Annotated in this window: 23 protein-coding genes; 11 read left to right on the top strand and 12 right to left on the bottom strand. The window is 36.0% G+C overall.

The genetic code is table 11. The annotated features are described in order from the left end of the window. Nucleotides 1-135 precede the first annotated feature (135 nt). On the top strand, nucleotides 136-894 hold the full coding sequence (locus ACKTTZ_RS22640) for a response regulator transcription factor (protein ID WP_253317364.1): 759 nt from the start codon (nucleotides 136-138) through the stop codon (nucleotides 892-894). 161 nt (nucleotides 895-1,055) lie between these two features. Here ACKTTZ_RS22640 and ACKTTZ_RS22635 read toward each other — a convergent pair whose 3' ends face one another. Further along, nucleotides 1,056-1,415 carry a hypothetical protein gene (locus ACKTTZ_RS22635; protein WP_034696561.1) on the bottom strand — a complete coding sequence of 120 codons (360 nt, stop codon included), beginning with the start codon at nucleotides 1,413-1,415 and terminating at the stop codon, nucleotides 1,056-1,058. 252 nt (nucleotides 1,416-1,667) lie between these two features. On the opposite strand from ACKTTZ_RS22635, the gene gndA reads away from it, so the two are divergent. From gndA to ACKTTZ_RS22610, 5 genes are all read left to right on the top strand, one after another. Beyond that, nucleotides 1,668-3,086: an NADP-dependent phosphogluconate dehydrogenase gene (gene gndA / locus ACKTTZ_RS22630; protein WP_034696560.1), complete on the top strand. Its 1,419-nt coding sequence runs from the start codon at nucleotides 1,668-1,670 to the stop codon at nucleotides 3,084-3,086. A gap of 13 nt (nucleotides 3,087-3,099) precedes the next feature. Continuing rightward, nucleotides 3,100-4,581 carry a glucose-6-phosphate dehydrogenase gene (gene zwf, locus ACKTTZ_RS22625; RefSeq protein WP_407846672.1) on the top strand — a complete coding sequence of 494 codons (1,482 nt, stop codon included), beginning with the start codon at nucleotides 3,100-3,102 and terminating at the stop codon, nucleotides 4,579-4,581. Nucleotides 4,582-4,608: 27 nt separating this feature from the next. Beyond that, nucleotides 4,609-5,319, top strand: coding sequence for a 6-phosphogluconolactonase (gene pgl / locus ACKTTZ_RS22620; RefSeq protein ID WP_407846671.1), 711 nt, complete (start codon nucleotides 4,609-4,611; stop codon nucleotides 5,317-5,319). A gap of 705 nt (nucleotides 5,320-6,024) precedes the next feature. After that, on the top strand, nucleotides 6,025-6,663 hold the full coding sequence (locus ACKTTZ_RS22615; RefSeq protein ID WP_407846670.1) for a TetR/AcrR family transcriptional regulator: 639 nt from the start codon (nucleotides 6,025-6,027) through the stop codon (nucleotides 6,661-6,663). A gap of 715 nt (nucleotides 6,664-7,378) precedes the next feature. Then, on the top strand, nucleotides 7,379-8,017 hold the full coding sequence (locus ACKTTZ_RS22610) for a TetR/AcrR family transcriptional regulator (RefSeq protein WP_034696556.1): 639 nt from the start codon (nucleotides 7,379-7,381) through the stop codon (nucleotides 8,015-8,017). 66 nt (nucleotides 8,018-8,083) lie between these two features. Here ACKTTZ_RS22610 and ACKTTZ_RS22605 read toward each other — a convergent pair whose 3' ends face one another. From ACKTTZ_RS22605 to ACKTTZ_RS22590, 4 genes are read right to left on the bottom strand one after another with little or no spacing between them, the layout of a single operon-like run. Beyond that, nucleotides 8,084-9,610, bottom strand: coding sequence for a peroxidase, FMP-type (locus tag ACKTTZ_RS22605; protein WP_407846669.1), 1,527 nt, complete (start codon nucleotides 9,608-9,610; stop codon nucleotides 8,084-8,086). Between the two features lie 18 nt (nucleotides 9,611-9,628). Then, nucleotides 9,629-11,083: a ferritin-like protein gene (locus ACKTTZ_RS22600; RefSeq protein ID WP_156106469.1), complete on the bottom strand. Its 1,455-nt coding sequence runs from the start codon at nucleotides 11,081-11,083 to the stop codon at nucleotides 9,629-9,631. A gap of 4 nt (nucleotides 11,084-11,087) precedes the next feature. Beyond that, nucleotides 11,088-13,163, bottom strand: coding sequence for a GMC oxidoreductase (locus tag ACKTTZ_RS22595; RefSeq protein WP_407846668.1), 2,076 nt, complete (start codon nucleotides 13,161-13,163; stop codon nucleotides 11,088-11,090). Then, nucleotides 13,160-13,606: a hypothetical protein gene (locus ACKTTZ_RS22590; protein WP_034696550.1), complete on the bottom strand. Its 447-nt coding sequence runs from the start codon at nucleotides 13,604-13,606 to the stop codon at nucleotides 13,160-13,162. The genes ACKTTZ_RS22595 and ACKTTZ_RS22590 overlap by 4 nt, the downstream gene beginning before the upstream one ends. 470 nt (nucleotides 13,607-14,076) lie before the next feature. Between ACKTTZ_RS22590 and ACKTTZ_RS22585 the strand changes: the two genes are divergently transcribed. Then, entirely contained in the window at nucleotides 14,077-15,396 is a 1,320-nt protein-coding gene (locus tag ACKTTZ_RS22585) for a M20 family metallopeptidase (RefSeq protein ID WP_407846667.1), read from the top strand. Here ACKTTZ_RS22585 and ACKTTZ_RS22580 read toward each other — a convergent pair. Together ACKTTZ_RS22580 and ACKTTZ_RS22575 are read right to left on the bottom strand one after the other, a co-directional pair. Then, nucleotides 15,393-15,809: a RidA family protein gene (locus ACKTTZ_RS22580; protein WP_034696549.1), complete on the bottom strand. Its 417-nt coding sequence runs from the start codon at nucleotides 15,807-15,809 to the stop codon at nucleotides 15,393-15,395. The genes ACKTTZ_RS22585 and ACKTTZ_RS22580 overlap by 4 nt on opposite strands. Nucleotides 15,810-15,967: 158 nt before the next feature. Then, complete coding sequence (locus ACKTTZ_RS22575; protein ID WP_407846666.1) at nucleotides 15,968-16,570, bottom strand: FMN-dependent NADH-azoreductase; 603 nt, start codon at nucleotides 16,568-16,570, stop codon at nucleotides 15,968-15,970. A 118-nt stretch (nucleotides 16,571-16,688) separates the two neighbouring features. On the opposite strand from ACKTTZ_RS22575, the gene ACKTTZ_RS22570 reads away from it, so the two are divergent. Together ACKTTZ_RS22570 and ACKTTZ_RS22565 are read left to right on the top strand one after the other, a co-directional pair. Beyond that, entirely contained in the window at nucleotides 16,689-17,045 is a 357-nt protein-coding gene (locus ACKTTZ_RS22570) for a helix-turn-helix domain-containing protein (protein WP_034696547.1), read from the top strand. Between the two features lie 112 nt (nucleotides 17,046-17,157). After that, nucleotides 17,158-17,754, top strand: coding sequence for a Crp/Fnr family transcriptional regulator (locus ACKTTZ_RS22565; protein WP_253317359.1), 597 nt, complete (start codon nucleotides 17,158-17,160; stop codon nucleotides 17,752-17,754). 28 nt (nucleotides 17,755-17,782) lie between these two features. Here ACKTTZ_RS22565 and ACKTTZ_RS22560 read toward each other — a convergent pair whose 3' ends face one another. Beyond that, nucleotides 17,783-18,625 carry a universal stress protein gene (locus tag ACKTTZ_RS22560; RefSeq protein ID WP_407846665.1) on the bottom strand — a complete coding sequence of 281 codons (843 nt, stop codon included), beginning with the start codon at nucleotides 18,623-18,625 and terminating at the stop codon, nucleotides 17,783-17,785. Continuing rightward, on the bottom strand, nucleotides 18,622-19,098 hold the full coding sequence (locus ACKTTZ_RS22555) for a MarR family winged helix-turn-helix transcriptional regulator (RefSeq protein ID WP_407846664.1): 477 nt from the start codon (nucleotides 19,096-19,098) through the stop codon (nucleotides 18,622-18,624). The genes ACKTTZ_RS22560 and ACKTTZ_RS22555 overlap by 4 nt, the downstream gene beginning before the upstream one ends. 254 nt (nucleotides 19,099-19,352) lie before the next feature. On the opposite strand from ACKTTZ_RS22555, the gene sph reads away from it, so the two are divergent. Next, a complete protein-coding gene (sph, locus tag ACKTTZ_RS22550; RefSeq protein ID WP_407846663.1) occupies nucleotides 19,353-20,921 on the top strand; it encodes a sphingomyelin phosphodiesterase in 1,569 nt (522 codons plus the stop codon). A 110-nt stretch (nucleotides 20,922-21,031) separates the two neighbouring features. Here sph and ACKTTZ_RS22545 read toward each other — a convergent pair whose 3' ends face one another. From ACKTTZ_RS22545 to ACKTTZ_RS22535, 3 genes are all read right to left on the bottom strand, one after another. Then, nucleotides 21,032-22,237, bottom strand: a complete 1,206-nt coding sequence (locus ACKTTZ_RS22545) for an MFS transporter (RefSeq protein WP_407846662.1) — start codon at nucleotides 22,235-22,237, stop codon at nucleotides 21,032-21,034. An 88-nt stretch (nucleotides 22,238-22,325) separates the two neighbouring features. Next, nucleotides 22,326-23,240, bottom strand: a complete 915-nt coding sequence (locus tag ACKTTZ_RS22540) for an AraC family transcriptional regulator (protein WP_034696540.1) — start codon at nucleotides 23,238-23,240, stop codon at nucleotides 22,326-22,328. A gap of 166 nt (nucleotides 23,241-23,406) precedes the next feature. After that, nucleotides 23,407-23,922, bottom strand: a complete 516-nt coding sequence (locus tag ACKTTZ_RS22535) for a hypothetical protein (RefSeq protein WP_034696612.1) — start codon at nucleotides 23,920-23,922, stop codon at nucleotides 23,407-23,409. 118 nt (nucleotides 23,923-24,040) lie between these two features. Here ACKTTZ_RS22535 and ACKTTZ_RS22530 point away from each other — a divergent pair, with 118 nt between their 5' ends. Beyond that, complete coding sequence (locus ACKTTZ_RS22530; RefSeq protein ID WP_407846661.1) at nucleotides 24,041-25,456, top strand: PLP-dependent aminotransferase family protein; 1,416 nt, start codon at nucleotides 24,041-24,043, stop codon at nucleotides 25,454-25,456. The last annotated feature ends 73 nt before the right edge of the window (nucleotides 25,457-25,529 follow it).

Genomic DNA, 25,529 nt, shown 5'->3' with positions numbered 1-25,529 from the left:
TTATCAAAATAAATAATTTGTAGTTTTTAGTTTAATTATAATTAAGTTTTGATAGATTTTTTATTTAGCGTAATTATGAATATGTTTGCAAAAATCATCTAATAAAAAAATATATCTTCTTATCATGTCAAAAATATGAGTGATAAAAATAATTCATTGGTTGCCAAAAAGGCATCAGGTTTATCAAATTTTGAAAATAAGAGTGGATCAGACAAATATCTTAATGTACTAAAAGCGGTATCGGAAACCAGTCTGGGCTGTGTTTACATTGCAGATCTTAAAACAAAGAAATTAGAATTTGTTTCAGAAAATCCTCTTCTTTTTTCTGGTTTAAGTGCTGCTGAAGTTGAAAAAATGGGCTATAATTTTTTCCGGAAATACACCAAGAAAGCAGATCTTGAAATATTAAGGAAAGTAAGTACTTATGGGTTTCAGTTTTTTGAATGCCTTTCAGCAGAAGAAAAAAAAATACACACGATTACTTATGATTTTCATCTGAAGTATACCAATAGTGTAGATGTACTCGTAAATCACAGGGTTACACCCATAGAAATTTGTGATGATGGCGAGATCTCCAAAATAGTCTGTGTAGTGTCTTATTCTCTCAATCGGAATGCAGGAAATATCCGGATTATATCCAATACCTCAGATACCTATTGGAAATATAATCTTTTTACAGGAAAATGGACAGAAGAATGTAAAGTTGCCTTAAAATTAAGGGAAATAGAAATAATACGGCTTTACCTTCAGGGGTTAAAAATAGAAGAAATTGCAGAACAATTGTTTGTGTCGCCAAGTACCATAAAGTTTCACAGGAGCAAATTGTTTGAGAGAATTGGAGTGAAGAATATCATCGAAGCAATATCCTACGTAATAACGAATAATTTGATTTAAACTATACTTTTTTAAATGCTTCCAGGCCGAAATGGCTGAGAATCAAAATAGAACGCTCAGTATAACTTACAGTTTTTAATTAAAAACTGGTTGCTTTCTGTGTATTGTTTTCTGAACATTCTCCCTCTGAAAAATGATAGAAGGAGAATGTCCGGAACAGCTTAATTAAGCTGATAATTTGTAATTACTAAACTCAGGATGAAATGAACATAATTCTGTTCTACCTCTTTTCTGTTAATCAGTTTGTTTTTGTATTCATAAGAGTTCAGGTCTCTGGATAATTTCTGATACGTTTCAAAATCATCACCCTTTATCTTTACTCTTATATTACCATCTTTTCTGTTGATAATGACATTATCTAAAGTTCTTACTTTAAATAAAACCTCACATAATGTAGGACGAGCCTTCATTGACCCGATATATCTTTCAACTATATTAATCTTGAACGAATCAAATATGATATTATTAAAAACGATTTTAGAATTAGGCTCCTGAGTGTTGAGTTCAAGTTTATAGTTCATTACTTTATAAATTTTGGCAAATATAAGTTTAATTATGCCAAAAAACAGACTGTTTTAATAGATCATTCCCATATTAATGATTGAATTTTATTCTGTAAGCACAAAATCATGTGAAAATGTGAATATTAGGGTATTATAAATGAGGGAAAAACAAAAGTGCTCTCAACTTTTTATTTCCTTTTATTTTTTTCATAATAGGCATTTCCGTAATTTTATTGTCTGTATAACAAAATTCATATTAATACCAATATAATGGAAAGATATAGTTATGGGATGGTTGGCCTTGGAGTAATGGGGCGGAATCTGCTTTATAATATCGCTGACAACGGATTTTCAATCGCAGGATTTGATCTGGATCAGGAAAAAGTGAAAGAATTAGAAGGCGGAGCTGCTTCAGAAATGAAGGTAAAAGGTACAGGCTCTTTAGAAGATTTCGTATCCGCACTGGAAGTTCCAAGAAAAATTATTCTTATGGTTCCTGCAGGAAAACCTGTAGATGCTGTGCTGGAAAATATTACCCCACTTTTAAATGAAGGTGATATCGTAATTGATGCAGGAAATTCTTATTTTGAAGATACCAACAGACGTGTTGCTGATCTGGCATCTAAAAAACTGCATTTTATGGGAATGGGAGTGTCAGGAGGAGAAAAAGGAGCCAGAACAGGTCCAAGTATAATGCCTGGAGGAGATCTGGAAGCCTTCAAACTTCTGAAACCAATGCTGGAAGCTATTGCAGCAAAAGTAGACAATGAAGCATGTACAGCTTATATGGGAAAAGGGTCTGCCGGAAACTATGTGAAAATGGTACATAATGGTATTGAATATGCAATTATGCAGCTTATCAGTGAGGCTTATGATCTTCTTAAAAGAGGAGCAGGCTTAAATAATGAACAGCTCTATCAGGTTTTCAAAGAATGGAATAATGGCGAAATGAACTCATTCCTTATTGAAATCACCAGAGATATCTTCACTCAAAAAGATTCATTAACAGATAGCTATCTTGTGGATCAGATTTTAGATAAGGCAGGAGCGAAAGGAACAGGGAAATGGACTTCCGAGCAAGCTATGGAAATCGGAGTTTCTATTCCTACCATTGACATTGCTGTAACTTCAAGAATTTTATCTGCCTATAAAACCGAAAGAGTTCAGGCTTCAAAAATCTATACTGAAAGCGAAATTACAAAGCCGGAAAATATAGAATTATTCATCAAGGAAGTGGGCGATGCTCTTTTCCTTTCTACCTTAATCAGCTATGCGCAAGGTTTATCTTTACTGGTAAAAGCATCTGAAGAATATGGTTTTGAAATTCCGCTGAAAGATGTGGTGAAAATCTGGAGAGGAGGATGTATTATCCGTTCTGTATTGCTGGAAAAATTCTATTCAGCATATACCCAAAACCCTAGTCTTTCTAATATTCTTCTTGATCAGGATATTTCCGAACTGGTAAAATCAAAAATCAAAGCTTTAAGAAAAACTGCAGGATATGCCGTTACCAACGGAATCTCAAGTTTGGGAATCCAGACGGCTTTGGGATATTTTGATGCCTATACTACAGAATCTCTTCCTGTGAATCTGATCCAGGCTCAGCGTGATTATTTTGGTGCTCATACCTATCAGCGTATAGACAGAGAAGGAGTTTTCCATACTTCTTGGCAAAGTGCAAATAATTAAAAATTCGGAAGAAATGAATCAAAATAGAATCTTGCAGCCAACAACTATCGTTATTTTTGGTGCTACAGGAGATCTGGCAAAAAGAAAACTTTTTCCGGCATTTTATAACTTATATATCGATGGCAGAATGCCCAAAGGCTTTAATATTGTAGCATTGGGAAGGGCAGAAAATACCAACGAAAATTTCAGAAATTATATCAAAGAAAACCTTGAGAGTTTCTCCAGAAAAAAAGTGACTTCTGAAGACTGGGCAGGTTTTCAGGCTCATATTACTTATTTTCAGCATCAGCTGGATGAAGAAAGTTCTTATGAGAATCTACAGCAGAAATTGCAGGATTTTGATTCCGTGTATGGGATAAGAGCAAACAGGTTATTTTACTTATCCATTGGACCTAATTTTATTACCACGATATCCAATCATATCAAAACAACTTCATTGGCTTCTGATCCGAAAAAGGACCGTATTATTATTGAAAAACCTTTTGGTCATAATAAACAGTCAGCCATTGAATTAAACAGTCTTTTGGCAAAAACTTTTGAAGAAGAACAAATCTATCGTATCGACCACTATCTGGGGAAAGAAACAGTGCAGAATATATTGGCGTTCAGGTTTGGGAATTCAATTTTTGAACCTTTATGGGATCATAAATATATAGAATCTGTACAGATTACAGTAGCAGAAGAAGTTGGGGTAGAGACAAGAGGTGCTTTTTATGAACAGACAGGAGCATTAAGGGATATGATCCAGAACCACCTGTTACAGATCCTGTGTATGGTAGCAATGGAACCACCTGCTTCATTGCAGTCTGGTGAAATCAGAGACCGGAAAGTAGACGTTCTGAAATCAATTCGAAGAATATCTTCCGATCAGGTTGACCATTATGCAGTAAGAGGTCAGTACGGAAAAGGTACTATAAACGGAGTAGAAGTGAAAGGTTACCGCCAGGAAGATGGAATTGCAGCAGATTCCAATACGGAAACTTTTGCAGCGATAAAATTTTATCTGGATAATGAAAGATGGCAGGATGTTCCTTTCTATGTACGTACCGGAAAGAAAATGAAAGAAAAGCACTCTTATATTACGATCCAGTTTAAGCCGCTTCCTCACTCAACATTCTCAGATAGTCCGCATCTTTTGTCAGCAAACAGGTTGATTATTAATATCCAGCCAATGATGGATATCAGATTACAGTTCATGACTAAAAAACCAGGACTGACGCTGGATTTGAAACCTGCAGAAATGATTTTTGACAATTTTGCCTGTCAGGATGATACTCCGGAAGCTTATGAAACCTTATTACAGGATGCTCTTTTAGGAGATCTTACCTTGTTTATGCGTTCCGATCAGGTGGAAGAAGCCTGGGATGTTGTCACCACCATACAGGAAGCCTGGGAAAATAATAAAGACCTTTCTTTTCCGAATTATAAAGCAGGAAGTTGGGGACCGGAAGACGTTAATGCTTTGGTAGAAAGACAAGGACACAGCTGGGTATAAAACAATATAAATTTAAACAAACAGAAAATGAATATTACAGTATTTGACGATCTGGAAAAACTGTACACAAAGGCTGCAGATACATTTGTTGACCTTTCAAAAAAATCTATTCAGAAAAATGACCGTTTTGTAGTGGCTCTCAGTGGAGGATCTTCGCCTAAAGCCATTTTCAAACTGCTGGCAACACCAGAATATAAAGAACAGATTGAGTGGAGTAAAGTCTACTTCTTTTGGGTAGATGAAAGATGGGTTCCTTTGAACGATGATAAAAGCAACTTCCGGATGACAGATGAGGCACTTCTCAATCAGGTTCCGATAGATCAAAACCATATCTTTCCTATGTATGCTGAAGGAATAACTCCTGAAGACTATGCTAAAGCTTATGAACAGCAGATCAGAACTGTTCTTGGAGATGATGGTGTTTTTGATTTTATCCTGCTGGGAATGGGAGATGACGGTCATACGGCCTCATTATTTCCGGGGGAAGAAGTTTTAAATGAAAAAGAAAAATGGGTATCTGCCTATTATCTTAAGCCTCAGGAAATGTTCAGAATCACATTGACTGCTCCTATTATCAATAATGCAGATCATATTCTGGCTATTGCATTTGGTGAATCCAAAAAACATGCATTAAACGAAGTTTTGAACGGTGAATATAATCCTTCATTATATCCAATGCAGCTTATTGAGAAGAAGGATGGATTTCAGTTTTTTACAGACGAAAAAGCCAGAGGTTAATATACTTCAATCTTAAAAAAATAAGAGACTGTCCCTGGACAGTCTCTCTTCATATCAACTATTCTATTACCGGATTCCCGGTAAATACAATTTTCTATAGATTAAACGAAAGTAGCATACGCTAAATGAAAACAGCATCATTAGAGATCTCATGACGCTGCTGCATTTAGTGTTTTTACCTTAGTTGCTTTTTTTTCGAAACTTAAATTTTTCCAACTCAAATCGTGTTTCTATATAAAATGGTTATTAGTTTGCAGCAAATATACAAATTAAGACACTACGAAGTGTCTAAAATGAAAAAAAATTGAAAAATATTATTAAAAAATTTTAGAAAACTAAAGAAATCCTTTTGTATAGGACGTTTTTGAGAGAATGATATAAATTAAAAAAATGATTTAATTAAATCAAAAACAGCAATATCAGGTATTTATTATGGTTGACTGCTAAAAAATCCTTTTATTAATAAAAACAGCACCATTAAATTAATTAATGATGCTGCTTAAGAAATGTTTCACCTCAGTAATTGAATAGTAAAATATTTATACTGAGGGTACTAACGGTACAACCTGATCTCTCTCAACCTCACAACTTTGATTGTCTGTTTATTTAAAATGGTTATTAGTTTATGCAAATATATAAATTTAGACACTAAAAAGTGTCTAAAATGAAAAAAAATTCATAAACTTGTACGATTGAAAGTTTACCATGGAAAGAAAGTCTGTAGCAGGAAGTATCCGGAACAAGGAACGCAGTAAAAAAAAGTTTTTGGATGCAGTGGGAAAGATACTGAGAACAAAAGGGTATACTGCCTTGAAAGTGAATAGTATTGCTGCTACAGCCGGGGTGGATAAGAAAATGATTTACTCTTATTTTGGAGGAATAGACGGTTTGATTGATGAGTATATCCGGTCGCAGGATTACTGGAGTAAAGTAACCATTGAAGAGATTGAAAAAATAAAACCCAAATTGGATGATGGAGGGAAATCTTTCATGGAAGAAATGCTTTTATCTCAATTTGACTATGTTTATTCCAGCAAAGAAGCGCAAAAACTCCTGCTTTGGCGCTTATCAGAACCTCGTAAATCTTTAAAAAAACTTACAGAAACACAGGAAGAAAACGGAGAGTATATTTTTAAACTTTTGATGGATTCCCATTTTAAAGATAATGCTGAAGATGTACGCTCCATTATGGCGATTATGGTTTCAGGACTTTATTACCTGAATATGTACGCTGCAATTAATGGAAGTATTTTCTGTGGAATAGATGTTAACACGCCTATAGGAAGAGATAAGATCAAGAAAGCCATTTCTTTCATGTTGCACCATACTTATGAAAACCTGTAGTGTTCTTAATTTTGAAAATTGAACTTCCTGTAAAAAAACAAAACCATTAGAAATCTAATGGTCTGTCTATAAGTTGTGTTTCTACCTTAGTTGTTTCGTATTTGAAATTGTCTTAAAGTATGGGAACTCAATAATCCAATTTGATTGTCTTATTTTTCAACCTAATAGTGTTTTAAATATATAGTTGGTTTTAGTTTGTACAAATATATAAAATAAGACACTGTTAAGTGTGTAAAATAGTGAAATTTTTCTTAATTTCATTTAATGTTTTGAAATTCAGTATATTATTTTTTGTTATAAGAGTAAGAACTTCTATTAATTAATGTTTTTCAATAGGTTTAACCTGTAAAATACAACAGAATTTCTATCTTATAGTAAGTGTATGCTTCCTAAAAAGAATAAGTGATAAAAAATATCTATAAAAAAGTATTTTATTTAATATCATTCCATTTTTTTGAGATGAAAAAACAGCATCACTATGGAAAAATGATGCTGCTGGTTGTGTTTTTACCTCAGTCGTTGATGTTCGAAATATTTTAAACTGAGGGAACTAACGATACAATCTGAATAGTTTTTAATTTTTCAACTTCGATAGTGTTTTATATATAAAATGGTTTTAGTTTGTGCAAATATATACAAATAGATTAAATTAGACACTTGATGGTGTCTAAAATGATAAAAAAATTTCTTAAACTTGTATATTGAATGTTTAGTCATGGAAAGAAAGTCAGCATCAGGTAGTATTAGGAATAAAGAACGCAGCAAAAAAAAGTTTTTGGATGCCGTTGGAAAAATACTCAAAACGAAGGGACATGCAGGGTTGAAGATTAATGATATCGCTGCTACTGCCGGGGTAGATAAGAAAATGATCTATACCTATTTTGGCGGAATGGATGGTCTGATGGACGAATATGTCCGTACACAGGATTTCTGGGTAAAAGTAACCAGCGAGGAAGTGGAAAAGATGAAACCGAATCTTGAAGATGGAGGCAGAGAATTTATAGAACATATGCTTCTTTCACAGTTTGATTACGTATACGCCAATAAAGAAGCTCAAAAACTATTGTTGTGGACTATTTCTGAGCCCCGGAAATCATTAAAAAAACTGATTGATACTCAGGAAGAAAATGGAGAATATATCTTCAAATTATTGATGGAATCCCGTTTCAAAGATAAAATGGATACCTACCGCTCTATTATGGCTATCATGGTTTCAGGACTATACTACCTCAATATGTTTGCATCTCTGAATGGCAGTATTTTCTGTGGTATAGATACCAATACTCCTGAAGGGCGTGAAAAAATCAAAAAGGCAATATCTTTCATGGTAGAACAGACCCACGATAATCTTTAATTTATTATAAAGAAAATAAAAAAGAGGCAAATTATTGCCCCTTTTTTATATGATACTTATGGTAGTTTATCCTTTATGATAAGGACACCCTGAAGCTGCATCAGAACTTCCTGCAGTATTATAAAACTGTTCTTCAATAACCTTTCTCTGATCTTCAGGAATATCCTGTATCTTACGAAGGGTATTAACCTGAATGTGAGGCCAGCTTGTAGTACCTCCGTCGTTACCGAAATCAAATTCAAAGAATACAATTTGTTCGTACTGAAGCTGAAGAATTTCTTTTCCGTCTTCAATGATGGTTTCAATCCACATGTCCATATCCACTTCAACAGTCGGAACGAAACGGTTGACAAAAGGAACGTTCAAAACTCCTCCCTGCGCTCCGGTTTTCATTTTGGAAGACATTCTCACATGAACATAATTGCTGACATGTTGACCTCTTAGCGTATCTCTTAATCTTAAATCAGGGCGCACAGAGTAAGGATATAAATCATCTGCCAGTATTCTCTGGGTATAAATCTTATTTGAACCCGGATCATTAACATCATCAAGTGTTTCATGAACCCACTTCGGTGCTGGTTGATCAAGATCAATGATTTCCTCAGGAGTTACTCCGGCATTTCCCATTGTACGTGAAATTGAAAGGTGATTGGTTTCCCAGGCTTCTTTACCATAAGGGAACTGAGGAGAGCCTTCAATTAAATAGTACGTCTTTTTATCTTTATTTTGAGGGATGATATCTCCAAGCAAAGTAATGGTACTTCCATGAGGAATAACACCGCTTCTTGAGATAGAGTAGTCCGGGATAAAATAAGGGCCATCAAGCCCTGCTCCCGGCTTTATTTCCTGTGCCGGAATGATCTCATAATAAGGTTGTCCCGGCTCCAGCTGGCTTTGAAGAATATATTTTGGGTGGGCTTCTCCGTCTGGTGTTATCCTTAGCAAAGGCTCATCTCTGTATTCTCCGGTATATCCATATTTTGCATCTTCTGTTGAAATGGCATGAATACCACGGTCTCTTTCAATAGATTCTTTCGTTGCTGCATGATTATAGACATCACTCAGCCATAGGTACATTCCGTTTTCTTCGTGGATGGGTGTATATTTCAGGGCTTCCTGTCCTGGTATAGCATTAACACTTTTAATGGTTTGTTCATATTTAACTGCTCCGCAGAAAAGTTCACTTGCACCACCACGGTTACGTACTCCTCCGGGAACGATGGAGAATGTCAGTTTCTCAATATATTCTTCACTGTCAAAAGCGAATTTTCCGGGAATCGTTCCTGAATTGGTTCCTGGGGAAGGCATGATGGTAGTATGTACTCCGCTTGCTAATGAAGGTTTGGGAACGTCTTTATTGTAATTAACATTATAGCTTACCCATGTACCGTTTAATGCAGCAAGGATTCCATAGTCTACATTATTTTCAATGGCCTGCAGGTTGTCTTCTCTGAATGGTCTTACCGGATCATCAATAAGAAGTTTTGAATAGCCATCCATTACTTCAGCCAGATTAACTTCATTTTGACCCGGCATTTTTCGGAATAACTGTTCTCCTCCCGTTTCCGGACTTACTTTTTTTCTTTTTAACATGATATATCGTTTTTATGATTATAGATTGATGTATTCGAAAGTGGGACCTGCGTTAGTTTGTGCATCCAAAGGTTGTTTCATCAAATTAACAGCCTGCTCTTTCAAAGCATACATATACATAATGGATTTTTCCAGTTCTCTCTGATTTCCTTCCACAGCACTTTGTATAGCATCCAATAAACGTCTGTAAGTTTTATTAAACTCAACAGCCTGTGTATGTAATGCTTCATTTTCTGCATAGTCTTTCATCTTCGGATTGGGCTTCATAGGATAAGCCTCATTCCAGTCTACCGGAAGGTCTTTTCCTGTAGGCGGAGTTGTTACAGGCATCATTCCGTTTTCATCCATGAAAGGTTCATAGTTTCCTCCGAGATAGAAATGCTCATGGAAAACTTCTTTAAATCTGAAATAATGTGCCAGTTCAACCCCTTCTTCAAACTGGGATGGGTCAACATCAAAAATAGAGTCATCAGCACCTTCACCTTGCCCTTTGATTTCCTGGAAAACAGCAATTACTCCGGCCAAAGCCTCTACAGAATGTAATTTTCCTCCACTTCCGTAATATTGTTCCGGACGGATCTGTTTTTTTGAATCTCCTGTAAAAATTCCTCCGCTATTTAATTCCTCAAAATTTGTCGGAAGTTTTCCATGTTCTTTGTAATAAGCAATGATTTGGAAAATAACGATATAGAAGAATAGTACGTCATAATATTCACCGATAGTATGTACGTTTTCCATGATGAAGCCCTTCATGTTTTCAAGAGTCCAGAAGTTGTTTTCCTGTACCGCAGCTCTTTGAGAATATAATGCAGAAGAATCGGTTTCGTGATCATATTTTGGAGCTTTTACCAGAGGCTGGCTTGGACTTTCAATTGCAATAAATGTAGCAATGCTGTTGCTTGAGAATGTTTCCAGACCTACATAGAAATCAACGTTCATCGGTAATTTCATCGGATAAGTAGGGTAGTTTTCCTGTTTGTTGACAGAAGGCTGAATATCAATAGCATTCAGAACATTACAAACCATAATCAGGTGAAGCATCTCTTCTACAGCAACACTTCTGATAATTTGTGAAGCCAAAGCGTTAGTTCCATCCTTGATTGAGTACAAAGCCGTAAGGTAAGGAGGAATTGTAGAATGTTCGATAAGAATGGCCGTTTGCAAGAGGTCTTGTAAAACCGGTTTATAATCAATTTCTGTTATCCCTTTTTTTAATTCTGAAACTCCAGATCCCAACTCAGATTCCAGATAAGCATTAAAATCTTTGATCTGATCATTAAGCAAAAGATTAGTTAAGGTTTTGCTGTGATGTTTTAATCCTTCTATCCAATCTTCTTTACTAAGTGTTGAATCAAATAATAAAGAAGGTAATGAAACGGCTTCAGTAACAACGGCGCTTCTTGCTGCCATCCTTCCTGCGGTTAATAAAGTTTCCTGGGGTTGTGCTGTTTTATTGATAAGTCTTTGTCTCATGTTGTTATTTTTTAAGTTGAATTTCAAGATCAGCAAGAATAGATTCTACCGAACGGATTGTGAATGCTGATAAGGTTAAAGTAGGGTTTGAAGTTCCCAGAGTGGTCATATTTCCTGCTCCTACAATGTATAAATTCGGGTGATCCCAGGCTTTGCAATAGCTGTTGGTTACAGAATCTTCTGCTGTAGAACCCATTCTGTGAGTTCCTACGATGTGGCCAGCTCCGTTATAAGAATATCTTTCTCCGTTGTACATCACAGAATTCTTGTCTTTTGCAGTATATTCTGTGAAGCTCTCAATATTTAATCTTTTAAACATCTGATCAGAAGCTTTTTTTGCCTGTTCCATTGCTTTCATTTCATACTCTGTCAGTTCATAGTGAATAACAGGGCGCGGAATTCCCAATACATCCAGATACTGATCGTTAATCGTAACTCTGTTATTAGGATTGGGAAGCTGTTCAATTTCAAAATGAAATAATACCTGTTTTGAAAGTCTGTCGGTAAGTTCTTTTCTTAATTTTGCTCCAAAAAAACCTTTTTCAATAAATTTTGCGACATCAGAGCCCGGAGAAAATGCCGGCCATCCCCATCCCCAGTTGTCAAGAGGAGAAATCCATGCTGAAAATTGATCTCTGAAGCTTCCGTCACGGAAAGAAGAAATGTTTGTGGTAGAACCAGGGCCTCTGTAAGGATAAACCGGTTCAGGGAAAAGTCCCCACGTCAGCATTACCATATGATCCATTAAGTTTCTTCCCACCTGATCACTGCTGTTGGCAGCTGTTTTGACAACGTTGTTAACCGTATATTTGGAGTTCAGTAGAATTTTTGGGTTTTCAAAAGCATTAGCAGCCAAAATCACAATAGCTTCTGAAGTATCAATAGATTCTTCAACAAAATCTGTTTTCTCTTTTGAAGTATATCTTCTTAAATGAACCTTCGATATTTTATCTTTATCATTTTGGTCAATACTTAATCTGTAAACCACACTCTGCGCCTGGATCTGCATGTATGGGTTACGCTTAAGATTTTCGTTGTCATTAAGTTTATATAAAGCTTTTTTCAAGGTTTTTAAAGCATTATACTTAGCCTGAACAGGGCAGATCGGAACACATGACGCATTTCCTTCACAGCGTTCTCCCATATAAGGATTCCATACAGAACCAAGCGCTTTGTATTCTTCTTTTTCAGAGCTGTCTAAAACCAGTTTATATCCGGAATCTTTTGGTTCAGCTTTGATGATCTTTGTTTTCCCGTATTTTGGATTCGGAATAGAATTTCTTCCCTGTGGAGAAGGTACCATCATTAAGGAAATCTCTCCGGAACTCAGTTTTACACTTGTCCCTTTAAGACCTTCAATGATTTTATGATCCATATAACTCTGAGGAATTTCCTCCATCGGAAATACATAATTCCCATAATATTCTTCCGTTTTCTCCGTAATTGGATATTCCTGTCTTGAAACATCTCCGGAAACCCCGATTTCAAATTCTGCCATTTCATAATAAGGCCTTAGTTCTTCATAATTTATCGGCCAGTTGATAGAAGTTTTTTCATCAGAATCCGGCTTTGGAATAGTGATGCCATATTTTTCTGTAAGTTTAAAATCGTTGGGAAGCATTCTTGGTGTAGTTCCCAGCCAGTGAAGGGTAGTTCCACCACCTACTCTTATCGCATCACTTGCAAAAGGCATTGGCCCAAACTGTACCAGATAACCCTTTTTACTAGGATACGGCTGAACAATGTGGTCCATATCCAGAACGTTGGGAGAAGGAGCCTGCTTTAAGTTCGGATAAGGAGAATTGGGAACTTTGGCTTCCTCTCTGTAAAAAGTACGGATATATTCATTGTAAGTGGTCATTGAGGATACGGAATCCAGTTCGATACCAGCTTCCAGGCCTGCTTCGTACATCAGGATTGATATTTCCTTGATATTATCCGATTTTCCGGCATCTGCACGATGGATCATTTTTCCTTTGGTTACATCAAATACATGATCGGACAATAGCTTCGCGATCAATGATCCTGCGATCCCCGTTCCTACGATGATTACATCTTTTTTGTTATTGGTCTGGCTCATGAGTTACTGTTTACAGGTTTAATATTCCATGATTTATATCCCGGCTGCTTGGCTCCCGGAGGATGGGAGTGCATCAGATTCCATACAAGACCTTCCTTGTAAGAAAGATCATTGATATAGGCTCCTTCCCAGGTTCCCAAATACCACATGGTGATTACTTTTCCGGCAATGTCATTCATTCCCGGATTTCCGATAATTTCCGATTGAATAGCCTTGTTTACTTCTTCTTTACCTGAATGATTTTCAAGAATATTTTTAGAAACGGTAAGGAATTCTACGAAAGTTTCTGTATCCAGGCTTTTTAAAACATAAGTATAATACGTTTCTGCAAGCCCTGTTGACTGTAGTTCATTTACTGTAAATCCGGCAAGCGCTTCCGAGATAGACATAAACACGTCGAAATAATAATCGTCGACGTTGAGGATTTTGTTAATAATATTCATTTCGTTAAAAATTTGGGTTAGATATCTTCAACTCCTTTTCACAGGAGGTTATCATGCCGATCGATCTATAGTTGCCGGATTTTTCAGATAGCACCTCTTTTTCAGAAATGATTGAATGTTTTTCAAGCGATCCATAGTTATCAATTTTGTTTATCCGAAATTAATCAGATCGCTGCAGATAAGATTCAGTATTTCTACGTAATTTGTGTTTATTAAATTTTAATTTTTTGTAACAAACCCTTTATAATAGGCTGTTTCAGGAGGTTTTGTTTTCACCTAGTTTAGAATTATTTTAAATAATGTGGTATTGAATATAAAACGGGGTTTTAATGTCCGAGGAGTCCATAACTTAAAAAATAATAATAAATTGATGATCAGCATGTAACGAAAGCGAAACAGCATATGTCTAATCTGTATAATTGAACCTTTGACTTAACGATTATAAAAGATAAAACCCATTACTGATAACCATGAAACGCCTTACCTTAACTTTATTATGCTTTGTTTCTTCTCTTTTGTCTGCTCAGGGACTGGGTAACAAAAAGGAAACAACTGCCCATTCTTCGAAAAATAGAAGTTTGCTGTCCGTACATCAATCTATTGAACAGGAAACAGATAAGATATTCAATAAATTGGTGAATATCAGACGGGACTTTCATGAAAACCCGGAGCTGGCAGGGAAGGAGAAGCAAACTCAGGAAAAAATTAAGAAGTATCTGTTGGATCTGGGAATAGAAGTTCAAACAGAGATTTACGGACATAGTGTTGTAGGGATTCTGAAAGGAGGTAAGGCAGGAAAAAAAATTGCGTGGAGATCAGATATGGATGCCCTTCCGAATGATTATCCCGATCCTGAAATTTTCAAATCAAAAATAAAAGGAATTCAGCATGGCTGTGGTCATGATATCCATATGGCGATTGGATTGGGAATTGCTGAGGTTCTTGCAAAAAATAAAAAAGAATTAAAAGGTACAGTTTATTTTATATTCCAGCCCGAAGAAGAAACTTTTAAAGGAGCAAAAGAAATGCTTCACAACGGATTGCTTTCCAAAATAAAACCAGATGAAATTTACGGATTGCATGTGACCGCTACACCTGTCGGGCAGATCATGGTGAAACCCAATGAAATGTTTGCGTATCAGAAGAGAATCAGGATTCAGTTAAAAAATGGATTGTCAGAAGAAGAGCTCAACGGGTTAGCAAAGAAGATCAGCAATTCTTTACTCCGAACTTCTGACGGAGGCAAACCCTGGGAATTACAATCTATCGTAGATCCTAAATTAGGACTGACGAATCCTGATACTATTTTCAAAGATTATCTTTTTGCTGACGGGAAATTCAATATATATTCTAAAAATAATGAATCTGTTCTTGAAAACTATCTGTATAAGACAAATGCCTCTAATTTGGATAAGATAATTCCTGCCATTCATAAAATTATTGAAGGCAGCGGTTATAAAGAAAAGCTTCTTTCGGTGTCATTTATTCAAGGAAACCCAACTGTTATCAACGATGAAAAACTGACTCATTTGGCAATAGAAATTCTTCAGAATCTATATGGAAAACAGTCAGTAGCCTCAGATTACGGACAGGTTCCGTTTTTTAATGATGATTTTGCCTACTTTCAACAAAAAATTCCGGGAGTTTACTTCTTTCTGGGAGGATCCAATTTTGGAAAGGGTGTAATTGCCATGAATCATTCTCCCAATTTTCAGGTGGATGAAGAAAGTATCAGAACCGGAGTAAAAAGCTTTTCATCATTACTTATGGAAAGACTTAACAGTAACTAATTTTTTACTGCAATCGCATCAATCTCAAACAACATTCCTGGTAAGGCAAGTTGACTTACAGGGATAAGCGTGCTGGTAGGCAGGTATGCATTTTTCCATGCTTTTTTTGCCTCTTCTGCCCAGATTTCAAGTTTATCCTGATTGTGGTCAACAATGAGAAGAGTAATTTTGACAATATTATCAAACGTCATAGAATGGTTTTGTAATACTATTTCAAGATTATTCAAAGCATCCTGAACCTGCGTTTTAAAGTCATCTGCTAATGCATGGTTTTCTCCAACACCACCGCTTTGGCCGGATATAAAACATATTGTGGAGGGAGATTCCACAGAAATACTGTGGGAGAAGCCATAAGGGCTGGGATTGAATAATTCAGCGGGATTAATCAGTTTGGGTTGTTTATTGTTTTCCATAATCTTTCATTTAATAAAGTAAAAATGAGAGAAAAAAATCGGAAAAGTCTTTACATATGTTGAGAAAAATGTTCTTTTAATAATGTAAAGATTAACTTCACCAATAATGTAATCCGGATATAAAAAAAGCTGTTCCGGAGAAACAGCTTTTTTAATTTTTACTCTACAACAATACTTTCAATGCCTTTTTGCAGGGCCGTATCCTGAATAACCGGAACAGAAAGTCCTTCTGCACGGACAACGGAAATATCAGTCATTCCCATAAATCCAAGCGTTTGTTTTAAGTAAGGAACTACAAAGTCATAAGCTTGCCTTTCTCGTTCAGAATATACTCCGCCACTGGAAAAAGCAAGATATACTTTCTTATTTTTTACCAGTCCTTCAGGACCATTTTCGCTATAGCTGAATGTTTTTCCTGCTCTGGCAATATGATCAAGCCATGATTTCAATGTAGACGTGATACTAAAGTTGTAAAGAGGAGCTTCAATAATGATAATATCTGCTTCATGCAATTCATCAATTACGGTATCTGAAAGTTTTACTGTTTCCAACTGCTCAGAAGTACGGTTTTCAGCGGGAGTAAAAAATGCATTGATATGTGTTTCTTCCAAATGAGGGAAAAGAGGATTGGCTAGATCACGTTTTTTTAAAACACTGTCAGGATATTTGGTTGTAATTTTTTCTACAACAGCATTTCCCAGTTTTTTACTGATTGATGACTCGCTTCTTGGACTTGAAGTAATATGAAGTACTCGTTTCATTTTTTATTTTTTTTTAAAATTGATGTTTCAAAATTATTTATATTTACTAATAAAAAGATAGTAGTTACCGAAAGGTTAGTAATAACATTTAGGTTAGTAACAACAGAAAACAGAGACAATGGAAGAAGAAAAAATAGTGTACTCAAGGCCGCAGTGCAGTACTCATCTGGCTGCTACAGAGGATGCTTTGTACGTTTTGGGAGGCAGGTGGACCATTCGGGTTATGATTGCTATTCTGGGTGGGCATACACGCTTCAATGAACTCCAAAGAACCATCAGTGGTATTTCGGCAAGAGTATTATCCAGTGAATTGAAAAAGCTGGAGGTGAATCATCTGGTGGAAAGAACCGTTATCACAGACCAGAAGCCGGTGTTGGTAGAATATGTTCCCACAGCATACAGCGAGTCACTGAAAGATGTTATTGCTGCACTGGCAGATTGGGGAGCAAAACATAAAAAGAAAATTACGGCCTGAATCAGGCTGAATGAGTAATGCTGATTTTAAAATATACCATGTTTTGGGTATTTGATAAGTTACGGCATTGCTTATGCTTTAAGTATTTTTTATTTAAATTAATAATAACAAGATGGTCATAAATGAAGACTTATTATTTTCTCACGGAGCCACTCTGGAAAACTATGAAGCAGGAGATGCTGTTTTTCAGGAAGGTACCGCAGCAAAATATTATTTCCAGATCAGGCATGGTACTGTGAAACTGAATACCTTTTTGGAAGACGGAAAAGAATTTGTTCATGGGCTTCCCTTTGATGGACATTGTATTGGTGAAAGCTATTTATTTACCGATCATCATTATGCCATTAATGCCATTGCTGTTACCCATTGTGAAATTATTAGAATTCCCAAAACTAAAATTCTCGAAATACTGCTGGAAAAGCCTGAATTAATGCTTGAGATTAATAAATACATGGCTGACAGAATGCATTTCAGATTTATGATTTCCAGCTTTCTGGCAATTTCAGATCCAATCATAAAGCTCATGAAGCTTTTTGATCATATTAAAAAATATTTCGGATTTGAAGAACCTTATTCATTTCTGGTTCCTTACACCAGACAGCAAATAGCAACCTTAACCGGTCTTCGTGTGGAGACGGTGATTCGATATGTCAAGAAAATGGAAGAGCAGAAAATGGTTAAAATTGAAAGCACTAAAATTTATTATTAGCTTTCATTCACTTTATTGGGTTCTTTTATTATTTTAAAATTAAAACAGGCTGATGGGTGTTCTGGTAAATTCCTTCAGAAATACTTCTGCTTGCCAGATAATACAGAAAGCTATGCTTACCCGGTAAAGCAATGATAAGGTCGGCTTCATTGGAGGTGGCAAAACTTAGAATACCATTGATGACATTTTCATCATGAGAATAATGAATACTGCTCGGAATTTCTGTTAAATGCTCACGTATATAATCTTCCAGTTCCCTTTTTTTGCCTTCATCCTCTTTTTCACGGGTATTGATATTTAAAAATGAAAGGCGTACATCTTGTTTGTGAATAACAGATTTGTGGTGAAAAAGTCTTTCTAATCTTCTAATATCCTTTATATCACAGGGAATAAAGATATTTTTAATAGGGGTATAATGATAGCTGTTGGGTATAATTAAAGTCTTTACAGGGCTTGTTCTTGCAATACTTATGATATTGTCAGAAACAAAACTATCAGTGGATGAAGTCTGGTCATCACTGCCCAGAATAATCAGTTCCACAGACGGTTGGTTTTTTAAAAGCTCATTAATACTTCTGGTAAGAGTCCAATCACTTAAAACTCTGGAAACTTTAACTTCAGGTGACTTTTCTGTAATAATTCTGCTTAGCTCATCAAATAATAATTCTGTTCTCTGCAGCAAATTATTGACACTTTCTTCATTCACAAATGAATGCCCTTCTGCAATATGCAGATAATCAAATTCAGATTCTCCCGCTGTTTTGAGTAAGATGATGTTTTGATATTCGTAGGTTTTTGCCCAATCTGCGGCAATTCTTACTGCATTTTCCGTAGTTGATGTAAAATCAATGGGTACAAGGATTGTTCTCATATTGTATTATGTTTTGGTCCTGATTCTTCCAGGTTAGCTGTCATTTTTTTTACCAAAAGCAGTGCTTTAATGATCTCTTCTTCATGAATATCATCAGCTGCCTTTTTATAAAGATCCAACGCCCAGGGATAAACAGTTTCTACAATCTGTCTACCTTTTGGAGTTAAAAAGATCTGTTTATTTCTCCTATCGTTTTTATCAGCGATCCGTTCAACAAGATCTCGTTTCACAAGACTGTTGATAAGATAGGTGATACTTGACTTGTCTTTGCTTACCTTATTTCCTATTTCCTGCTGGTTGATGCCACTATTGCGTGAAAGCAATCCCAGGATTTCAATCAGTTCAAATGACAAATCCGGATCATATTCATTAATAATAGTCTGGATTTTCTGCCGAAGACGGCTTTTCATTTCACTCATTGCAAGGCCAAGCTCCAGAGCAAGTTCCGATATGTTATTCTGTTTTACGGGCATACTTTTATAATGAAATAGACGGCTAAAACGCCTGTTAAAAAGGATTTTCAGCAAGATTTATCCTAACAAATATACGAAAAATTAGTTTTAATTGAAACTAATTAGGCCGTTAGATTATGATAATTTTTAATAGTTAAATGACGAACCGGAAAATTATTATTTAGATAACATTCAGTTCATTTTTGTTTATGCTGTAAATTTTACTTTGGCCGCAGCAAAACAAAACAATTTTAACTTAAAAACTTATGAATCAAATGAAATTTTCATTATTCCGGTTTCTTCCGGTACTTTGTCTTTTAACCCTTTTATCGTGTAGGTCAGATCAGTTTCAGCCAGATGAGACTCTTCCTAATGCACAGGAAAATGCCATGAGAGGTGGTTTTCCAAATATCAAAGTATTATCGTATAACACATTCCTGTTGAAAGAACTCGCAGTGTCAGGTATGACACAATGGTCACAACAGGCGAGAGCTCAGAAAATTGGTGAAGCTTCCTTTTTGAAGAACTATGATGTACTGATGCTTCAGGAGTGTTTCGATAATGCAGCCTCCGATAAGCTGCGTGAAAAACTTCTTCCTACTTTTCCTTATCAGACTCCAATAGTAGGACGCACAAAAAATGGGTGGAACAATACTTTCGGCCATTGGCGTGAGATTATCTCCGGAGGATTTGAAGACGGTGGTGTGATGATTGCCAGTAAATATCCTATAGAAAGAATGGATCAGTATATTTTTCCGGCAGGATGTGATTTTGATGGTTACTGCCTGAAAGGCTTTGCTTACGCCAGAATAGTAAAAGGAGGAAAACGGATCCACTTTATAGCAGTTCATGCTCAGTCTACACAGCCATCGTGTAATGGAAAAGATGTGGAAATCCGTAAACAACAGTTGGGAATGATGAAATCATTTGTTGACCGTCTGAATATCCCTGAAGATGAAATGGTAATCTACGGTGGAGATTTTAATATTATAAAAGATACACCTGAATATTCTGATATGCTGCAAACCCTGAATGTAAATGCCCCTACATACAGAGGATTAAAATATTCATGGGATACGAAAACCAATACGATGGCTTCTTATCATTACCCTTATCCAGCCAATAAAAGAGAATATCTGGATTATATTTTGGTTTCTAATGATCATCTTGTGCCTCCAACCTGGCAAAATATTGCATTCGATCCTGTGGCTTCAACCCTTATGACGTATACGAATGTAACTGGAATTAAATATCATTGGACAGAATATTCAGATCATTATCCTGTGGAAGCCAATGTTTACTCCGATCAGAAGACTCCTACGAAAAGTTTGAAATTCAGAAAGCATGATCGTATTTCACTGAGATCTGTGGCAACAGGAAAATATATCAGTTCGAACCTTTCAACACCTAATGATTGGCTGACGGTTAATTCTGTACTGCCAAGTGATGCAAGAACCTGGTTTAATATCGTGAATATCGGAGATTCTGACAATTATTTTGATCTGAAAGAAGGATATGTAAGAGTAGAGAGCAGTGAAAGGCTTAACCATTTCTGGTATTGGTTTTCTTCAGGCAGTGGTAGCTATTATTTTTATCCAAAATATGGGAAAACGACTTATAACCTAAGGATTCAAATTGTAAAGAAAAAGGCAGGAAACTTTTCAACAAGTGTGGAAGATGGAGATATTGTTGCCTTCAAGGATACCACGGGAATTGGGAATACCTATTATCTGCAGGTTTATAATAAATCAGGAACAGACTGGATTTACCTGAACGGGACAAGCTTAACGCCTGATGTTCAATTTGAAGTTAAAATGAACAATACAGTTGCACAGCCTTTTTAGAATTATTGATTATCAATTTACACAACAATGTAATAAGCGGTTGCCCTTTGGTGGCCGCTTTTCTTATGAATTATATCTTGAACATTTAGTATTAATAAAAAAAGCAGAGATTAATTCCCTGCTTTTTCTTTTTTAACGGCCTGATGCATAATAAGGATAATTCCCAAAAGGAAACATGCAATAATCAGATAGCGCCAGGAAAGACCTTTTTGATCTGTTACCGTTCCGCTTACCGAAATGATAAAACTTGTTACAGAAGTGATCACATATACCAATCCACCCATCAATCCGCCGGCAGTACCTGCATTTTTCGGAAAGTAAAGCATACTTGTCGTAAAGAAAGAGGTAAATAAAATTCCGGAACAGATATGAATAAAAAAGGCAAAAGGGATCATAATGAAAAGACTTTCTGTAAAATAGCTGGTGATAATCAAGGCTGAGATCAGAATCAACTGAAGAAGGATGGGTTGTAAAATCCTTGGTTTAAAATCAAGAGTCAGTCTGCGTTTTCCAATGAACCCTCCGATCATCCATGAAAATCCTAAGATCAGTGTACAGTATCCAATAACTACAGGGGTAAAATGGAAGGTGTTTTCAATAATAAACGGGCCTGTAATATTAAATAACATCACGATAGAATAGCTCAGTCCTAAGATAAAAATACCCAGCATGAAAATCCTGTTTTTAAGCATCATTTTGTAAAGGCTGATATTCTCTGAAAGATCCAGTTTCTTTTTCTGGGGAAGACTCTCTTCACTGAAGAACCATTCAAAAAGGAATAGGAATCCTGCATATCCGGCCAGAAAATAAAAATTAGCATGCCAGTTAAATATTTTCTCAAGATATCCTCCGAGGAAAGGAGCCAGAATAGGTCCGCAAGACCATACAATGGTAAAATAGCTCAGGTAATGTTTTACCCTTTCAGCATCATAAATATCCACAAAAATAGCACGAGTGGCCACAACAAGTACGGAAACTGCAGCTCCCTGAAGAATACGAAGCAGACAAATCAGTAAAATGCTGTTCGTCATCGTAATTAAAATACTGGTCAGGATCAATAGGAATAATGCTATCAATTTAGGACGATAGCGCCCGATGCTATCCAGAATTCCTCCAACAAACAACTGTGAAATCCCGTAACTAAGAAGATATGAAGTTAATGTAATCTGGATATCTTTTTCCGATACCATCATTTCTTTGGCCATAGAAGGAAATGATGGCAAATAAATATCTGTGACAAACCCCGAAAGCGGGATAGACACAAACGCCATAATGGTAATTAATCTGATTCGTTGTTCAGATGCTTCTCTCAACATATTCATTCATTTTTTACTATGCAAAAATAAGTCAAGAAATACAAAACTGGATTTTAAAAGACAAAGTAAAAATTACAAAAATCAAATATTAAGATAAATTCTTAAACTTTAATGGGGAAGTCCGGGCATGCTTTTTAAAGAAGTTATTAAAATGTGCAGGCTGATCAAACCCTAAAGTATAGCCTATCTGGGCAATATCCCAATTCGTATACTTCAGCAGGTTTTTAGACTCTTCAAACATTTTTTCCTTAATGATCTGGGTTGTCGTAAGGTGTGTTACAGATTTTACGGAAGAGTTCAAATGATTGACGTGTACATTCAGGTGCTCGGCAAAATCGGAAGGTGTTTTTAATGCCAGCGGATAAGCAGGAGAGTCCAGAGGAAACTGTTTATTGAGTAATTCATCAAAAAGTTTGTACAGACGAACATTGGCAGGAAGTTCATTGGGATTGATGTCTTCCACACGGTTTTCCAGTGCCAGATGCATAACAGAAGCAAGATTACTTTTGATGCTGCTGCAGCGGAAAGGATAGGTAGAGTTATTCATTCTGTAAATCTGATCAAAATAAAGAGTGGCTAGTTGGGTCTGTTCTTCCGTCAGAAAAACAACCGGTTTGCTCCATTCCTTGAACATTGATGTCTTTTTAAACAGATTGAATTCTGAATTTCCATTAAAAAATTCCTGATTAAACAGGCAGAAATATCCTTCCTGTATATCGCTTTCACATTCCCAGGAATAAGGAATGCTTGGGGAAGGGAAGAATAGGGCAGGACCATCTATAAACAGCTGATGTGAACCATAGTGGATGGTGCCTTTTCCGATGATAAAGCTGATTTTATAATAATCACGACGATTATAAGGGCTTTTAAAGCTGCAGTATCTCCGCATCGAAATGTTGAAATGGGATTTTCCTGTTTCAAAATCCTCAGAATCAAACATTTTAATCTGATTTTTACGGATACGTCTGTAATAATCTTCTATAGTTTCCAGCTGATCACTCATAGGTAAAAATTATAAAAATCAAAGATAGGTAAACAATTGCTTACCTAAAATAATTTTTAGTGAGATAATAAAAATAAGAACTATAGTCTTTCTCAATATCAATAAAATAAAAAGAAGAACTACCATTAAAGCATACACAAATACCTGTGCAATCTGTCATTAAGAATTAACTTTTATTGATTTCCAATTCCAAAATATGGGAAGGCATTTGAAAAGGGCCAGCCTTCGAACTTTCTGCCGCTATAAAACCACACTCTTTTAAAAAATCAGCAAGCGGATCATGATCCAGTATATTGATCCAAATAATATCTGTGAAACTTACTGCAGATCTGCATTTTTTCCAAAGAGATTCTCTTGTTTCAGGAGTGTCAAACTCTGAAAGAATCACAAAACTTATTTCTGTTGCTCTTTTTCCATCTGGAATTCCTGAATGCAGAGAACCGCTTTTTATAATGCTGTATCCGATTGGCTTCTGATCAGCATAAGTCATGATCAGTTGGTTGGAGAGATTGTTCAGATCATTGATCATCTTTCTCGGATCAATTTGTTGCTGAATATATTTTTTGATGTCTTCCTCACTTACAAACTCTTTGTGCAATGTATAAACGGAAGAATCTATAATGGTTATAAGATCAGAAATTCCCTCTTCAGAACCTACTGTAAATTTTGAAATGATATCCATGGGATTTTTTTTTATTCAAAATTATAAGATTAATCCGTTCAAAAGGGGTACAGTTTGCTAAAATATAATCGGTACAGAAAGGTATTTTTGTAAATTTGTTCAGTACAGTTGAAGTGATATGATGAAACCATATAAGTATGAAGTTTTTACGGCTGAAATAGAGAAGCAGATCTACAGTGGAATTTTACAGGAAAATGACAGGCTTCCATCCGTTCGTGACATCAAAGAAAAATACAAACTGAGTACAAGCTCGGTACAAAGCGGATTTGAATATCTCATGATTAAAGGGTTGATCAGAAGTAATCCACGGTCTGGCTATTTCGTCACAGGGATTCAAGAGGAAAATATTCCCGAACTAAGAACAAAGCTTCCGCCTGTAGTGAGAGATGAGGTATTTATGAAAAATATAATGCTGACTTCTAAAAGAACATTAGAATCAAGTTCTTTCAATACCGCCATGCCCGGAGACCTGTTGATTCCACAGAAGCTTATTCTCAGAACAATGCAGGAAGTCATTCGTGAAAAAGGAGCAGCACTGCTCAGATATTATCCTTCAAACGGTTTGGAAGCACTGAGGAAGCATATTGCAAAACAAATGGGAACCTATGGCTGTGCATTAAACCCTGAAGAAATAATTATTACTGATGGTGCTTTGCAGGCACTGACAATTGCTTTAAAATCAGTTACAAAATCTGGGGATGTGGTTGCTGTTGAAAGTCCCTGCGTGTTTTCTGTATTGGAAGTGCTTGCTCATCTCGAACTGAAAGTTATTGAGATTCCTGTGCATTATAAAACAGGCTTTGACACTGAATATTTCCAGAAGATCTGCAAGGAAAATAAAATCTGCGCTCTTATTACGACTCCCAATTTTCACAATCCCACAGGTGTTGTAATGAAGGATGAAACAAAAAAAGAAATTCTGAGCATCGCCGAAATTCATCAGTTCTGTATTATTGAGAATGATATGTATTCCGATCTTTATTTTGGAGAACAAAGACCGCGAAGTATCAAAAGCTTTGATAAAAAGGGAATAGTGATGATGTACTCCTCATTTTCAAAGACGTTAGCTCCCGGAATTCGTTTAGGCTGGTTGTATGCGGGCGATTTCTATGCAAAATCCGAAAGGGTAAGATTTGCTTTAGGGCGTACAGTTTCTCCCATTTATCAGGAACTGGTGTTGAAGCTGCTGCAGGGGAGTAGTTATGAAAGACATCTCCGTTCATTTCGGGAAAAGCTCAATCAGCAGGCTGTTCAGGTATTGGAAGCGTTAAGGAAATTCTTTCCGGAAGAGGCTTATTTTCATAGGCCACTGGGAGGTTACAGCATTTGGGGACAGCTTCCGGAAAATACGGATATGAAAAGATTTTATCAGTATTGTGAAGAGCATCAGATTCTGTTTACTCCCGGAAATACCTTTTCGTTCACTGACAAATACCATTATCATTTCAGGATTGTTTTTGCCGAAAGAATTACTCCTGAAAGCATTGTTTTATTAAAAAATGCAGGCAGGAAAGCAAAAGAACTACAGTTTTGAACGGTTAAAAATAATTAAGTATGATAAGGAAATCAAATGGCTTTGTCAATAAGCTTTTTTAAGAGAATCTTGT

Source organism: Chryseobacterium sp. KCF3-3, assembly GCF_045865955.1.
Lineage (GTDB): Bacteria > Bacteroidota > Bacteroidia > Flavobacteriales > Weeksellaceae > Chryseobacterium.
Note: the sequence above shows the minus strand (reverse complement) of the source record. Positions and strands in the feature narration are given on the sequence as shown.